The organism is Paenibacillus gallinarum, assembly GCF_014836635.1.
GTDB lineage: Bacteria > Bacillota > Bacilli > Paenibacillales > Paenibacillaceae > Paenibacillus > Paenibacillus gallinarum.
The window spans coordinates 1-15,215 of record NZ_JACSQL010000010.1 but is presented as its reverse complement, the minus strand read 5'-3'; the positions used below and the strand labels follow the sequence as shown (position 1 = coordinate 15,215).

The window sequence follows — 15,215 nt, the reverse complement described above, 5'->3', positions numbered from 1 at the left end:
ATGTTTACGTTGGTGATTGGATCGCTAATGGTCTTTCAGACCGGCTTACATTTGGCTCATCGAGCATAAGTGCAAGTGCCTTCACGCTGTGCGCGTGTAGTTCCGCAAGGAAGTCCACCTGTTTGCCGTTGGCAAATGTGGCGGCTTCCTTAGCTGCGCAAGTTCTTTCGCGCTACGCGCGTAGCTCCGCCGAATCTCCCTGTTCGCCTGCGGCAAATGCAGGGATTCTCGGCTTCGCCAAGAGCTGCGCTTCGCCGAATCTCCCTGTTTACCTGCGGTAAATACGGGGATTCTCAGCTTCGCTAAGTGCATGCGCTTCGCGCGGGGCTCCGCAAGGAAGTCCACCTGTTTGCCGTTGGCAAATGCGGCGGCTTCCATTGCTGCACAAGTTCTTTCGCGCTGTGCGCGTTGCTCTGCCGAATCTCCCTGTTTGCCTGCGGCAAATGTGGGGATTCTCGGCTTAGCTAGTGCCCTCGCGCTGCGCGCTTACTTCACCCCATTCGTAAGTGGTGAAGCAATTTACAACTCCTTGAGAGATCATCCCTATTTGCTTCGCAAAGGTAGGTCAACTCTCCATGGAGCTTTCTATGATGCTGCTTAGCTTAGCAACCGCAGCCGGCCTTCGCCCCTTCTTTGAAACTCAGGGTCGTCGGATAATCATTATCAAAACAGGCAAGGCATAAGCCGCCTTTATATTCATCTTGATGATTGCCTTGAATCGAAGCAATCAGGCCCTCAGGACTAAGGAAAGACAAGGAATCGGCATTAATTTCTCTACAAATCTCTTCAACCGATCTGGAAGAAGCAATGAGTTCATCCCGATTTGGCGTGTCGATTCCGTAGAAACAAGGATTTTTAAACGGAGGTGAGGTAATCCGTACATGCACCTCTGTTGCTCCTGCATCACGCAGCATATTTACGATTCGGCGTGATGTAGTTCCCCGCACGATCGAATCATCAATCATAACAACACGTTTGCCTTCTACTACCCGGCGTACGGCACTCAGCTTCATCTTCACGCCCTGCTCACGCAGTTCCTGACTTGGCTGAATAAATGTACGACCTGTATATTTGTTCTTAATCATTCCAAGCTCATACGGAATGCCCGTTTGCTCTGCATATCCAATCGCTGCGGATATACTAGAGTCAGGTACCCCCGTCACCACATCGGCGTCGACAAAGGATTCAAGCGCCATTCGGCTGCCCATCCGTTTTCTTGCTGCGTGCTGATTGGAACCATTCATATCACTATCTGGACGAGCAAAGTAGATATACTCCATTGCACAAAGTGCTTTCCGGTGCTTTTGTTCCTCGAAACGATCTTCATGAAGTCCGTTCTCATCCAAGATCAGCATCTCACCAGGCTCAATATCACGAATCAGTTCCGCACCAATCGTCTCCAATGCACAAGTCTCAGAAGCAAAAATATAAGCATCTCCGAGTTTACCCATCGTGAGCGGACGAAGACCATGCGGATCAGATGCTACGAGCAGACGGTCGTTCGTCATAATCAGAAAAGCATATCCCCCCACTATTCGGCGGAAGGCATCTTTTGCTGCCTCAACTAAATCCTTCGATGACCGTGCAATCAGGTGAGCAATGACTTCCGTGTCGCTGGTTGTTTGAAAAATCGAACCGCTTTGCTCCAATTCCTTACGGATTTCGGGCGCATTCACGATATTACCGTTTGTCGCAACAGCAAGATCACCATCACGGTATTTAAATACAAGCGGCTGTGCATTCGTCAGTTTACTGTCTCCACTAGTGGAATAGCGCACATGACCTATGGAGATATCTCCAGTCAAAGTAGCCATAAGGTCTTTTGTGAATACTTCTTTTACAAGTCCCATCCCGCGGTGGTAATGGAACTCATTGCCGTCACTAACGCACATACCGGCACTTTCTTCTCCACGATGCTGAAGGGCGTGAAGTCCGTAATAGGATAAAGAGGCGGCTTCAGGGTGTCTGTACACCCCGAAAACCCCGCATTCCTCTTTCAATTTATCGAAAAGTCCTTCTTTACCCGAACCTTCGTTGTAATAGTCACCTGTCCAGAACTTCGGAACGCTTACTTCATCAGACATGGAATAACATCCTCCCAGACCTGCTTCAGAACCGCTACCGATTCGTCCACAGCTGATGTACCGTTCAACTCCACTGTTAGATTGCTGCCTGTTACTTGTCCGATCACTTGTACAGGAACTCCGTTATTTTTCACAAATGCTTCTAAAGCTTCTGCATTTTCTTTCGATGCTGTCAGCAAGATACGAGACTGGCTTTCACTAAACAAAGCATGATCTTTACGAAGCTCTGTTGTCATACTTACCTGAGCACCTTTACCGCCGCTGATACAACTTTCAGCTAGAGCAACAGCTAGACCGCCCTCAGATAAGTCATGCGCAGATTCGACAAGTCCTTTTTGGATCGCACCAAGTACTGCATCTAGAAGTGCTTTCTCCGTAGCCAGATCCAGTTTCGGCGGACGTCCTTCGGTCACACCATGAACCGCATACTGGAATTCACTGCCGCCAAGTTCAGCAAAAGTATCTCCGAGCAGGAGAATAACATCTCCTTCGTTTTTGAAACCTTGTGTCGTAATATGATCTGTATCATGTACGAGACCCACCATACCCACAACCGGAGTTGGATAGATTGCTCCTTTGGCATTTTCGTTATACATACTTACATTACCGCCGATAACCGGCGTTCCAAGTACGTTACAAGCTTCTGCCATACCGTCTACTGATTTTTCCATTTGCCAGAAAATTTCTGGTTTCTCAGGAGAACCAAAGTTCAGGTTATCTGTAATTGCCAGTGGTTCTGCTCCAGAGCAAACGATGTTACGAGCAGCTTCGCTGACTGCAATTTTGCCGCCTACTTCTGGGTCGAGATATACGTAACGTCCGTTACAATCTGTCGTCATAGCAAGCCCTTTGCGTGTTCCGTGCACGGTTACTACGGCTGCATCGGAACCTGGACGAACGGCTGTACTTGTCCGAACCATGTAATCATATTGGTTGTATACCCACGCTTTACTGGACACTGTCGGAGAGGACAGTACCGTTTTAAGAGCGCCTGTAAGATCCGACACTTCTTCATAACGCAACGTGTCAATTTTTCCATTTTCAATGTAATACTCGGGAACAGTTGAAGGTTTGTTATACACCGGACATTCGTCAACAAGTGCGTTAACTGGCATGTCGCCAACAACCTCGCCGTGATGATACAGTTTGAGTCTTCCATCATCGGTTACTTTACCAACTTTGGCACAGATAACGCCCCAACGTTCGAAGATTTCCAGCGCTTGCGCTTCATCTTTTGGTTCAACAACGAAAAGCATCCGCTCTTGAGATTCAGACAGCATCATTTCATAAGGAGTCATGCCTTCTTCACGCTGTGGTACTTGGTCAAGGTATAGTTCCAGGCCATTTCCTGCTTTACTTGCCATCTCCGCACTAGAGCATGTAAGTCCTGCTGCGCCCATATCCTGAATACCTAGCACGATGCCGGAGTTGATCAGTTCGAGACAAGATTCCATAACGAGTTTTTCCATGAATGGATCACCAACTTGAACTGCCGTACGATTCGATTCGGATTCTTCTGTAAGTTCAACGGAAGCGAATGTTGCTCCGTGAATACCATCACGGCCTGTCGGAGGTCCCACGTAAAACACAGGATTGCCTACCCCTTTTGCTACACCGCGCTGGATTTTATCATGATCGATCAGTCCAACACACATTGCGTTAACAAGCGGATTACCGTCGTAGCTTTCGTCGAACATCACTTCGCCGCCAACGGTCGGAATTCCGATACAGTTACCATAACCCGCAATACCCGAGACAACATGTTCGAACAAATACTTAACACGGTCGCTTTCGAGCTTACCAAAACGCAAGGAATTCAGTGTTGCAATTGGTCTTGCACCCATCGAGAAAATATCGCGGATAATCCCGCCCACACCTGTTGCTGCACCTTGGAAAGGTTCAACTGCTGATGGATGGTTATGACTTTCGATTTTAAATACAACCGCTTGATTATCACCGATGTCAACGATTCCGGCACCTTCCCCTGGTCCCATCAGAACACGTTCTCCCGTAGTTGGGAAGCGGCGAAGCAAAGGTTTTGAGTTCTTGTATGCACAGTGCTCAGACCACATTACACTGAATACGCCTATCTCTGTATAGTTAGGCTGACGACCCATAAAGGATACGATTAGATCATATTCACTGTCCGAAACGCCCATTTGCTGATAAAGTTTATGCTCCGCAACCTGTGCTGCGGTTGGTTCTTTAACGGATACTTGCTGCGTCATGTTGATCCCTCCAGGCATTCAAAATCGAAGTAAACATACGTTTGCCATCCGTTGTTCCAAGCACTTCGTTTACGGCACGTTCCGGATGAGGCATCATGCCAACGACGTTACCGGCTTTGTTGCTGACACCGGCGATGTTATTTAAAGATCCGTTTGGATTATTTTTATAAGTAAAGACGATCTGGCTATTTGCAGTAATCTCAGCCAGTGTCTCTTCATCACAGTAATAGTTGCCTTCTCCGTGTGCGATCGGAATGACGATTTCTTCGCCTGCCTCATATTCGCGAGTGAACGGAGTGTTGTTGTTTTCCACTTTAAGTACCGAATCATGACAAATGAACTTCATACCTTCGTTGCGAAGCAGCGCACCTGGTAGGAGACCCGCTTCCGTTAAGATTTGGAATCCGTTGCAGATTCCGATGATATATTTGCCTTGCTCTGCTGCTTTAGCTACTTCATTCATGACGGGAGCAAAACGAGAAATCGCTCCGCATCTGAGATAATCGCCGTAAGAGAAACCACCAGGAACGATGATGCAATCATAAGCTGACAAATCCGTCGCCGTATGCCATACATAATCGACTGTTTGCCCTACCGTTTCTTCTACTGCTTTGAAGCAGTCGATATCACAGTTGGAACCCGGAAACACGAGAACTGCAAATTTCATGGATTAACCCTCCAACTCAAAGCGATAGTCTTCTACAACCGTGTTCGCGAGCAGCTTTTCACACATCACTTTTACGCGTTCTTCTGCTTCCTTTTTATCACTTGTATCTAAAGTGAGCTCAAGGTATTTCCCAATTCGTACACTGTCCACTTCTGCAAAACCCATGGAATGAAGTGCACCTTGCACAGCAACACCTTGCGGGTCTAGCACGCTTTGTTTGATCGTCACGTATACAGTAGCTTTTATCATAATCGGAAGTTCCTCCTAAGGAATGGTAAAAGATTTTGGTATTAGTCGTTACAGGCTTGCGAATTACTGTGATGATATTAAATTGTTGAATCTAGCATTATTACGTTCTACTATTTTTGAATCTAGCATCTTTAAGACTCTATCTTTTTATGAATCTATCATTATTTCAGGACATGCCTTGTCCCTCATTCATTACATCTATTAGATATGGGATTAAAAACTTCTCAACTTAATAATTTATGGGATGAAGTATAATAGCGCGTTTTGCCGTTGTTTGCTGAGTTACATCCTTCTATCTACACTTAGGACTTTATTTTGTTGCTTTTCTTTCACTTCACTATCTTTAAAGTTGCTTCTTGAACGACTGTTCATCTGGACTCGTTTTCGGCTTGCTTTTTATTGGCTAACCATTGCTATTGCCCTTGATATTATTGTCCTCTGCCCTTGCCCTTAGCTTTCTGCTCTTGCCCTTAATCTGTTCTCTTCCCTGCTAGGTCGAAATATTCAAATCCCGAACGACTTTTGGCGAAGCCAACTGGAGAGAGGGAGTTGAATATGAGACCCCCCTATATCAATCGGTTCATAATATCTGTATAGCGGGCTGATGTTGCTTCCACCACTTGCTGCGGAAGAGGATCAGGCTGACTATTTTTATCCCAATCGGTAGTAGAAAGGTAGGTTCTTACAGGTTCTTTGTCCATACTGTCAATCTCTACATCTAGCGCATAATTTTCTTTAGCCCAGAATCTTGAAGCATCCGGTGTGAAAATCTCATCAATGAGAATGACCTTCCCATCTACCATACCGAATTCAAACTTACAGTCTGCTAAAATAATGCCGCGCTTCTCGCAATAATCTCTTGCATATGCATAAAGTTCAAGGCTTTTTGCTTCCAGTTCCTGAGCCAACTCTTTTCCAACCATCTCTTCCATCTGAGCCATTGAGATATCTTCGTCATGACCGACATCATTCTTGGCAGCAGGTGTAAAAATCGGCTGTTCCAGCTTGGAATTCTTACGCAGTCCTTGCGGAAGCTGAATCCCGTTAACGGTTCCTGAAGCTTCGTATTGTCTCCAGCCGCCGCCTGTAATATAGCCGCGAACGACACACTCGATATCAATACGTTCCGCTTTGCGGGTCACCATGATGCGATCTTTTAACTGCTCTTTGTTCTTGACCACATCACCAAGCAATTCTACATCCGTATGAACAACGTGGTTCTCCATCCATCCTTTTGTCTGCTCGAACCAGAATGCACTTAGGCGGTTAAGAACGTTCCCTTTCTCAGGAACAGCCGGCTCAAGTACATAATCAAAAGCGGAAATACGGTCCGTTACAACAATCAGATAATGTTCGCCAATATCATATAATTCACGAACTTTTCCTTTATATAACAGCGGTGCATTAACGAGCTCTACCGCGGATGATAGTGTCATAGCCTGAATCACTCCACAACTTCATATTTAGAAAATGGATCTGCCTTCACATTCCCTTTAGAAGCGTCAAAGGCAGATCATGAATCTGTTACTAAAGAACAAATATCAATTCATATCATGGTAAGGCTAGTACATGCTATCTTGTTTCTAGTTCAGTCCGAGCTTCGCAAAAATCGTATCTACATGCTTCAGGTGCCATGCTGGGTTGAATGCATCTTCAATTTCTTCTGCACTCAGCACTTCGGTAATCTCTGGTGTAGATTCTACAATCTCACGGAACTGACGCTGTGTTTCCCATGCTTCCATCGCTCGTGGCTGAACCGTATCATATGCTTGCTCACGGCTGAAACCTTTGTCGATCAGTTTCGTCATAATGCGGCCGGAGAAAGGAACACCATATGTTCTTGCCATGTTGCGTTTCATATTCTCTGGGAATACCGTCAGGTTCTTAATGATGTTACCGAAACGGTTCAACATATAATTCAGCAGCATCGTAGCATCTGGTAGGATGACACGCTCAGCAGAAGAGTGAGAGATATCGCGCTCATGCCAGAGCGTTACATTCTCGTAAGCAGTCAGCATATGTCCGCGAATAACGCGGGACAGACCAGAGATATTTTCGCTGCCAATAGGGTTACGTTTATGCGGCATGGCAGATGAACCTTTTTGACCTTTAGCAAAAGCTTCTTCGACTTCACGGAATTCACTCTTCTGAAGCGCACGCACTTCTGTTGCAAATTTATCGAGTGAAGTTGCGATTAGAGCGAGAGTAGCCATGTATTCCGCGTGACGGTCACGCTGCAATGTTTGTGTAGAGATCGGAGCTGCCTTTGTGCCGAGTTTCTTACATACAAATTCTTCGACAAAAGGATCGATATTGGCATAGGTTCCAACAGCACCCGAAATTTTACCAAACTGCACATTGTCAGCTGCACGGCGGAAACGCTCCAAATTCCGTTTCATTTCCTCGTACCAAAGTGCCATTTTCAGACCAAATGTAGTCGGCTCTGCGTGTACACCATGCGTACGTCCCATCATTGGGGTATGTTTGTATTCGATCGCTTTATCTTTCAAGATTTCAATGAAATTCAAGATATCCTTCTCCAAAATTTCATTGGCTTGACGAAGCAGATAACCATTCGCTGTATCCACTACGTCAGTAGAAGTCAGACCGTAATGTACCCATTTACGCTCTTCGCCTAAACTCTCCGATACCGTACGAGTAAAAGCAATAACGTCATGGCGCGTTTCTTTCTCAATTTCATAGATCCGATCAATATCAAAGCTAGCATTTTTTCGGAGTAACTCAGCATCTTCTTTAGGAATAACGCCAAGTTCTACCCATGCTTCGCAAGCACATAGTTCAACTTCTAACCAAGCTTGAAATTTATTCTCTTCCGTCCAGATAGCCCTCATTTCGGGTCTGCTATAACGTTCAATCATGAATTTTGATTCCTCCAAATATTCGTTTTCTCAATCCACATCAGTGCATGCTGCACATCATGGCATAAGAGATTAATATGTCCCATTTTACGTCCTGTTTTCGCTTCCGCTTTTCCATACAAATGAAGTTTAGCCGCAATACCCAGTTCTTCTGCTTCCAGGTCGGATCCAGAAAAACGATCTACTACTTCTTCCATATGTTCGCCAAGTACATTGACCATAACAACAGGACTTAGCAATGTTGTATCTGCGAGAGGTAAACCACAGATCGCTCTTACATGCTGCTCGAACTGAGTTGTCGTACAAGCTTCCATCGTATAGTGACCCGAGTTATGAGGACGAGGAGCCAATTCATTAACGTAAAGTTTCCCATCCTCTGTGACAAACAACTCTACAGCCAGCAGTCCCACAACCTGTAAGGATTCAGCAAGCTGTGAAGCAAGATGCTGTGCTTCGAGCTGAAGTTCGGAAGATACTCTTGCAGGTACGATAGAGGTATGAAGAATATTGTTTACATGTATGTTTTCTGCCGGTGGAAATGTTTTGATTTCCCCTTGCGGATTACGCGCTGCAACGACAGAGATTTCACAAGTAAAAGGAATAAACTGCTCAAGAACGAGTTCCACTGAAGAACCGCCAAGTTCCTCATATGCGCGAAGTGCTGCCTCTTTCTCACGAATCACCCGCTGACCTTTTCCATCATACCCGCCAGTGACTGTCTTAAGTACACAAGGTACACCAAGCGCTTCCACTGCCTCTTCCATGTCTGCCGCACTCTTCACTTCTCGGTAAGGAGCAACAGGAACACCCGCAGCTTCTATGGCTTGTTTCTCTCTCAGTCTGTGCTGTGTGGTGTATAACAGCTTACTTCCTTGAGGGACATAAGATTCTTTTTCTAAAAGAGCTGCGACCTCTGCATCCACATTTTCGAATTCGTATGTGATGACATCACATCGTCTTGCAAGCTCACGAGCCGCATCCTGATTACTGTAATCAGCAACAATCTGCTCCGCAATCTGACCACAGGGAGATGCATCGGTCGGATCTAAAGTAATGAACCGGTATCCCATCGCAGCTCCTGATAGAGTCATCATACGTCCAAGCTGTCCACCGCCCAGTACCCCTATAACTGAACCTGGTTTAAGTATCTTTCTCTCTGAATCAATCACGTTCAGTTCAGGCGCTATCCTGCTAGTCGTGTTTTGACTCATAAAGTGTCACTGCTTTCCAGGACTTCAGTGCGAATCCGATCTCTTCTTTCTGTTACACGTTTTGCAATCTCAGGATCAAAGGAGCCGATCATCTGTGCTGCCAGTAGTCCAGCGTTTATTGCACCCGCTTTTCCGATCGCTACGGTAGCAACAGGAATGCCGCCCGGCATTTGCACGATGGATAGCAGAGAATCCAGACCATTTAAAGCTTTCGTCTGTACAGGAACACCAATGACAGGCACTACCGTTTTGGATGCTACCATCCCAGGTAAGTGCGCAGCACCTCCAGCTCCGGCAATAATGACCTTGATTCCTCGTTCATAGGCAGACTCTGCATATTCAAACATAAGATCTGGCGTACGATGAGCAGATACTACTTTTTTCTCATAAGAAAGGCCAAGTTCCTCGAGTACTTCACATGCATGCGACATGGTTTCCCAATCTGATTTGCTTCCCATAATAACACCGACTTGCACTGACATCCAATCCTCTCCCTTGTCCCTTGATCCAAACTCTATTAAAAATAAAAACCGAAATCCTTGAGAAGAATATTAATTCACGGATTCCGGACAGTTTATAGAAGATACCTGTATTCCCCTTTATAAGCATGGAAAAACATCAGTCATTAACTGCAGTTTCCTAACTATAAAAGTACAGATACCCTCGTAGTCCGGAAATTTTCGGTCTCCAGGTAGATACTTCCGGGCCATATCCCCGGCGTTATACGAGTCATTTATATGGTTTTGATAAAATTCACATTTTCATTTACGTTTACGTTTACGTACTTTACCTTTCATAGTTTACCAATCCCCTATACTAGATGTCAACTTAAAGACGAACAATCTATAGGTCAATAATTATATTGTTCGGAAATATTGCGTCTAGATAAAATAAAAAAACCAGTAACTACCACAATGAATGATAGATGCTGGTTTTATGCATTTATTTGTATAGAATTTACTTTTTCAAAGTATTTTGTAGACGTTTGCTTATTTTACGATAAGAACCGGAATACTTACTTCCTGTGCAACGCGGTGGCTGACACTTCCGAGCATAAACTCACGAATTCCGCTGAGCCCACGACTGCCGATAACAATCAAATCAATATCATTTTGTTTAATATATTCAATAATCACATCTACTGGGGAGCCTTGAATGAGTTCCACTCGAGCATTGGATCCTGCAGCTGCCAGTCGTTGTTTGGCTTCTTCTACCGTTTGTTCCGCAAGTTGATACACTTCATTGTTGACGGAAGGCGGGATCGGAGCAAGCCCCTCACCAATAAACACTCTTGGAAAATCATACACATGTACGACATCAAGTACTGAATTCTCTGACATTTCCGCTAACTCTACTGCCTTTTCAAGTGCTTTATTTGATACCGGTGAGCCATCATAAGCTAATAATATTTTGGAAAATGACATGAGGACCTCCACCTTTCTGTATGTAGTTTTTAACCAAATTCATGAGAATGAATCATTATCCATTTTAGCTAAGAAAGTACCCATACAGTACAGCGTTTATAAACAAAAGAATTGGAATACCAATGGTAAAACTGGCATGCTTTGTTTTATGGCGTTTACGGTACATCGCAATGAGAATGCCAAGCGAGCCACCAATTGCGGAAAGTAGAAATAGTGTCTTTTCCGGCACCCTGTCTCTTCTTTTCTGGGCCCTTCTCTTATCTTCGGACATCACCAGGTAGGCCACCACGTTAATAAAAACAAACCATACCATGATTCCCTCTCTCACCCGATCGCCCCTTTCAATGAGCCTTGTTAACTACATTGTTCCCTCCTATTATACCGCTAGCTGGAACATGTAGGCAATGAATACAATCACTGCATTAAGGGATCACAAAGGTTAACACTTCTCATCTTATTGTAACGAAACTTTGATATTTTTATGCACAATCTCATGATAAGAAAAACAGCGCCTTAGGTTAGGCGCTGCTGTTTACTTCTATGTTCATACAAGGTATTTATAAAACAATATCTGCCGTTTACGACTCCTGTTTTGGAATTTCGTTTAAACTCGGCGGATATTGGGCAGCCTTTGCCGGACGAAGCGTCTTACTTTCTTCGAGTATACTTGACTTGTTTTGCTGATTTTTAGTTTTAAGCGGCTTATGATGTGGCATTCGTGGATCACCCCCTGAAGTATAAGGTGCCATCCTCTAGTTCCATTATGCGAAGGAATATTTACATGTTGCCAAAGAAAAGAAAAAGCTTTCCTATTTCCCTTCTTTTTTCTGTTCCATCGCAGCTTTCAGCAAATCACCCAGATTAGAACCGATGGATTCTTTTTTCTCAAATTGCTTCACCAGTTTCTGCTGTTCACGCTTATTCACATGCTTTTTATCTTTATCCAGTGTCTCCGTGATCCCACAAGGAAGGCACTGTACATACAGTCCTGCTTTTCCTTCTTTAAGTTCCATTTTTTTATGACACTGAGGACAGCGGCGATTTGAAAGCCTTTTTTCCGCAGAACGCTTATAACCACAGTCATTTGAAGGGCACACGAGGAATTTTCCACGTTTCGATTTCTTCTCTAATAACCGTGTTCCGCAGTCTGGGCAATGACTATTAGAAACATTATGCGGTTTGTATTCCACTGTGCTATTTTTTACACTACGGACAAGCTCGCCAGCCATGGTACGAATTCCATCTAAAAATGGTTCCGGCTGTCCTTGTCCTTTGGCTATCCGTTCTAGTTCAGCTTCCCATTTCGCAGTTAATTCCGGCGTACGGAGCTGAGGAGCAGCTAGCTCGATCAGCTGTTTACCTTTACCAGTAGGATGCAGTGAATTTCCTTGACGTTCAATCGTATCTGAACTAACCAGCTTCTCAATAATATCTGCACGAGTAGCTGGAGTACCGAGACCATGCTTCTCCATTTGACCTAGTAAAGCAGCTTCATTATAACGTTTTGGCGGAAGTGTTCTGCCTGGTTTCACAATGCAGCGCTGTATTTTAAAAGTTTCACCTTCACGAAGTTCTGGAAGTTGCTGTCCGCCTGATTTACCTTCGTGGGACTCATCTTCTGCATCTGTATCGTCCTCATATCCCTCTGCCCCATAAACTTCTCTCCAGCCGTGATCTTTTACCGTAGTCCCTTTTACCGCAAGTATTTCTTTCTCTACCTCTAACTTCACCTGCACTGCATCATACCTTGCCGGACCATAAAATAAACTAATGAATCTTCTCACAATGAGATCATATAGCTTTCGCTCATCGGTAGAGAGTGCATTTAAAATGACCGTTTGCTCTGTTGGAATAATCGCATGGTGATCTGTCACTTTACCGTCGTCTACAATACGTTTCGTAATAGGAAGCGACTTACGTAATAACGGACGGGCCAGCGCGCTGTAAGGTCCAACCGCTACACTTTCCAGTCGTTCTTTGAGCGTATCTGTCATATCACTCGTCAAATATCTGCTATCGGTTCGAGGATAAGTAACCAGTTTATGCTGTTCATACAAACGTTGAAGCAAGTTAGAGGTCTCTTTTGCCGAGAAACCATATCTTTTATTCGCATCTCGCTGCAGTTCTGTAAGATCATAGGCAAGGGGATGAGGTTCCACCTTTTCACTTTTCTTCACCTGAACGACTTTCGCAGAGGCTCCATCTAGTTTCTGTTTTAGCTCTTCTGTCCGTGTCTTGTCAAAAATACGTGAATCCCCTTGAGCTGCGCGCCACATTGCCTGGAAATTCCCGAAATCCGTTGCAATGGTATCATATTCTTCTGAGCGGAAATTCATAATTTCTTTTTCACGGTCCATAATCATGCCAAGGGTTGGTGTTTGGACCCGGCCAGCAGATAGCTGAGCTCCATACTTCACGGTAAGAGCTCTAGTTACATTGAGTCCTACCATCCAGTCCGCTTCCGCACGGCAACGAGCAGATTCATATAATCGATCAAACTGATGCCCAGGCTTCAGACTAGCAAAACCTTGTTTTATCGCTTTATCCGTTTGAGAAGAGATCCATAGACGTTTAAAAGGTTTCTTACAATGTGCCATTTGAATGATCCAGCGAGCAAGCAGTTCCCCTTCTCTCGCCGCATCTGTAGCAATAATCAGTTCTTTAATATCCGATCTTTTCATGAGCTGCGCTACTGCTTTATATTGATGATTTGTCTCCCGAAGTACCTTAAGCTTGGTTTGTTTCGGTAAAATCGGCAAATCTTCTAAATTCCATGTCGCATACTTACGATCATAATCCTCAGGCTCTGCAAGACCAACCAAATGCCCAAGGGCCCAAGTTACCACATACTGCGGTCCTTCAAAATAACTTTTATGTTTTTCACGGCTTCCCATGACGCGTGCAATCTCACGTGCTACCGAGGGTTTTTCTGCTAATACGAGTACTTTCATAACTCTCCCCTTTCTGCAATACTTCTATTATAACATTCACGTAAAGCGTAGAGAAAATGCTGGAGTATTTACAGATTCCCTGTACTCTTTTCACTTCATTTTTATATCCACAACAAAAAAAGACCTCCTAGCTCATTGCAGCCAGATGAGATCTTTTTGAACAACTTCTCTACTTCTCTATATTAGGGACTCCCCAACGTATAATACTTCCTGCATACGTTAGTCCTCCTCCAAAACCAAACAAAAGCATTGTATCATTATATTTCACACGACCTTCATCTAAAGCAAGCTGGATTGCAAGAGGAATAGAGGCCGCAGAAGTATTTCCTCGATATTCTACACTAGTTAAAGTACGTTCCATAGGTACGGGGCCTTTTTCACAAATAGACTCAATCATACGAAGATTCGCACTATGAGGGACAAACCACTGAATATCAGATGAAGTTAGACCCGATTTACGTATCAGCTCTTTTGTTTTTTCAGGCACATTACGCACTGCCCATTTATAAACTTCACGGCCATTTTGCACGAGATAGCCATCTTTCTGAAGTTCTTGCCCCTCCATTTGTTCTCCTAAAGCCGTTTTATATAAGTGAATTCCTCCACTACCCTGAGTTCCAGAAATAGATCCCAAGAAACCAGGTTTATCTTCACTTCTCTCAACAAGAACAGCGCCTGCTCCATCTCCAAATAAAATGCAGGTGGATCGATCCGTATAATCTGTAATCTTAGACAAAGTTTCAGCGCCAACAACGAGAACTTTATGATACATTCCACTCGTAATCAGGCTATCTGCCAGCTGTAATCCATAGACGAAACCTGCACAAGCAGCGCTTACATCCATTGTTCCTGTCTGAGCTATATTAAAATAATGCTGTATCCTTGCTGCAACACTAGGGAAGGTATATTCTGCTGTACTCGTAGCTACAAGAATCATATCTACATCACTAACATCAATATGATATCGCTTCACCATATCTTCAATTGCTTTGCAACTCAGGTCTGATACGTATTCATTTTCCCCAGCAATACGTCTCTCCCGCATCCCTGTACGCTGAACAATCCACTCATCATTAGTATCTACAATCTTCTCTAGATCTGTATTGGTCAGCACCTTCTCCGGAACATAGGTACCTATTGCAGTAATTTGTGCTTTAGAATATACGATACGATCACCTTCCCATATTTTATATAAGTATTATAACACTAGATACTAGTACCTGGTACTAATTTTTATTATTAGAAGAAAACATCATTACCCTCCAACGCAAAACAGCTAAGAGGATATAGATGAATTTGCCCCGTCTAAGTCAGTCTTATCAAGTATAAATAGGGTGAAAAGGAAATACAAGTAAAATAAAACCGATTCAATATTAGAATATAGATAAAAGAAAAGACAAAAAAGACACTACCTAATGGCAGTGTCTTTATCTATTGCTTGGCGACGTCCTACTCTCCCAGGACCCTGCGGTCCAAGTACCATCGGCGCTGGAGGGCTTAACGGTCGTGTTCGGGATGGGTA

At 44.2% G+C, this 15,215-nt stretch carries 13 protein-coding genes, 1 rRNA gene and 1 riboswitch; all 14 genes read right to left on the bottom strand.

All coding sequences use genetic code 11. The features are described 5' to 3' along the window. Positions 1–602: 602 nt before the first annotated feature. Entirely contained in the window at positions 603–2,084 is a 1,482-nt protein-coding gene (gene purF, locus H9647_RS18510) for an amidophosphoribosyltransferase (protein ID WP_191802749.1), read from the bottom strand. Next, entirely contained in the window at positions 2,069–4,312 is a 2,244-nt protein-coding gene (gene purL, locus H9647_RS18505; protein ID WP_191802747.1) for a phosphoribosylformylglycinamidine synthase subunit PurL, read from the bottom strand. Before purL ends, purF begins: the two co-directional genes overlap by 16 nt. Beyond that, entirely contained in the window at positions 4,290–4,979 is a 690-nt protein-coding gene (gene purQ / locus H9647_RS18500; protein WP_191802745.1) for a phosphoribosylformylglycinamidine synthase subunit PurQ, read from the bottom strand. The genes purL and purQ overlap by 23 nt, the downstream gene beginning before the upstream one ends. A 3-nt stretch (positions 4,980–4,982) precedes the next feature. Beyond that, positions 4,983–5,228 carry a phosphoribosylformylglycinamidine synthase subunit PurS gene (gene purS, locus H9647_RS18495; protein ID WP_191802743.1) on the bottom strand — a complete coding sequence of 82 codons (246 nt, stop codon included), beginning with the start codon at positions 5,226–5,228 and terminating at the stop codon, positions 4,983–4,985. 566 nt (positions 5,229–5,794) lie between these two features. Then, positions 5,795–6,664: a phosphoribosylaminoimidazolesuccinocarboxamide synthase gene (locus tag H9647_RS18490; protein ID WP_191802741.1), complete on the bottom strand. Its 870-nt coding sequence runs from the start codon at positions 6,662–6,664 to the stop codon at positions 5,795–5,797. 147 nt (positions 6,665–6,811) lie between these two features. Further along, on the bottom strand, positions 6,812–8,107 hold the full coding sequence (gene purB, locus H9647_RS18485; protein WP_191802739.1) for an adenylosuccinate lyase: 1,296 nt from the start codon (positions 8,105–8,107) through the stop codon (positions 6,812–6,814). Next, positions 8,104–9,318 carry a 5-(carboxyamino)imidazole ribonucleotide synthase gene (gene purK, locus H9647_RS18480; protein ID WP_191802737.1) on the bottom strand — a complete coding sequence of 405 codons (1,215 nt, stop codon included), beginning with the start codon at positions 9,316–9,318 and terminating at the stop codon, positions 8,104–8,106. Before purK ends, purB begins: the two co-directional genes overlap by 4 nt. Further along, positions 9,315–9,800, bottom strand: coding sequence for a 5-(carboxyamino)imidazole ribonucleotide mutase (gene purE / locus H9647_RS18475; RefSeq protein ID WP_191802735.1), 486 nt, complete (start codon positions 9,798–9,800; stop codon positions 9,315–9,317). Before purE ends, purK begins: the two co-directional genes overlap by 4 nt. Before the next feature lie 164 nt (positions 9,801–9,964). Beyond that, positions 9,965–10,066: riboswitch (purine riboswitch) on the bottom strand. 241 nt (positions 10,067–10,307) lie between these two features. Continuing rightward, the gene (locus tag H9647_RS18470; RefSeq protein WP_191802733.1) at positions 10,308–10,742 is read right to left on the bottom strand and encodes a universal stress protein; all 435 of its coding nucleotides are present in this window, start codon (positions 10,740–10,742) and stop codon (positions 10,308–10,310) included. 64 nt (positions 10,743–10,806) lie between these two features. Further along, entirely contained in the window at positions 10,807–11,055 is a 249-nt protein-coding gene (locus tag H9647_RS18465) for a DUF1294 domain-containing protein (RefSeq protein WP_225229403.1), read from the bottom strand. 265 nt (positions 11,056–11,320) lie between these two features. Next, entirely contained in the window at positions 11,321–11,458 is a 138-nt protein-coding gene (locus tag H9647_RS18460; RefSeq protein WP_191802729.1) for a hypothetical protein, read from the bottom strand. A gap of 93 nt (positions 11,459–11,551) precedes the next feature. Continuing rightward, positions 11,552–13,693: a DNA topoisomerase III gene (locus tag H9647_RS18455; protein ID WP_191802727.1), complete on the bottom strand. Its 2,142-nt coding sequence runs from the start codon at positions 13,691–13,693 to the stop codon at positions 11,552–11,554. A 169-nt stretch (positions 13,694–13,862) separates the two neighbouring features. Then, a complete protein-coding gene (locus H9647_RS18450) occupies positions 13,863–14,861 on the bottom strand; it encodes a ketoacyl-ACP synthase III (RefSeq protein ID WP_191803072.1) in 999 nt (332 codons plus the stop codon). Positions 14,862–15,129: 268 nt separating this feature from the next. Next, a 5S ribosomal RNA gene (gene rrf / locus H9647_RS18445) occupies positions 15,130–15,215 on the bottom strand; the annotation flags it as partial.

Bases quoted from the DNA above. Each gene is read 5' to 3' on its own strand.
- purF (WP_191802749.1), bottom strand. From the start codon at position 2,084: ATGTCTGATGAAGTAAGCGTTCCGAAGTTCTGGACAGGTGACTATTAC.
- purL (WP_191802747.1), bottom strand. From the start codon at position 4,312: ATGACGCAGCAAGTATCCGTTAAAGAACCAACCGCAGCACAGGTTGCG.
- purQ (WP_191802745.1), bottom strand. From the start codon at position 4,979: ATGAAATTTGCAGTTCTCGTGTTTCCGGGTTCCAACTGTGATATCGAC.
- purS (WP_191802743.1), bottom strand. From the start codon at position 5,228: ATGATAAAAGCTACTGTATACGTGACGATCAAACAAAGCGTGCTAGAC.
- H9647_RS18490 (WP_191802741.1), bottom strand. From the start codon at position 6,664: ATGACACTATCATCCGCGGTAGAGCTCGTTAATGCACCGCTGTTATAT.
- purB (WP_191802739.1), bottom strand. From the start codon at position 8,107: ATGATTGAACGTTATAGCAGACCCGAAATGAGGGCTATCTGGACGGAA.
- purK (WP_191802737.1), bottom strand. From the start codon at position 9,318: ATGAGTCAAAACACGACTAGCAGGATAGCGCCTGAACTGAACGTGATT.
- purE (WP_191802735.1), bottom strand. From the start codon at position 9,800: ATGTCAGTGCAAGTCGGTGTTATTATGGGAAGCAAATCAGATTGGGAA.
- H9647_RS18470 (WP_191802733.1), bottom strand. From the start codon at position 10,742: ATGTCATTTTCCAAAATATTATTAGCTTATGATGGCTCACCGGTATCA.
- H9647_RS18465 (WP_225229403.1), bottom strand. From the start codon at position 11,055: ATGGTATGGTTTGTTTTTATTAACGTGGTGGCCTACCTGGTGATGTCC.
- H9647_RS18460 (WP_191802729.1), bottom strand. From the start codon at position 11,458: ATGCCACATCATAAGCCGCTTAAAACTAAAAATCAGCAAAACAAGTCA.
- H9647_RS18455 (WP_191802727.1), bottom strand. From the start codon at position 13,693: ATGAAAGTACTCGTATTAGCAGAAAAACCCTCGGTAGCACGTGAGATT.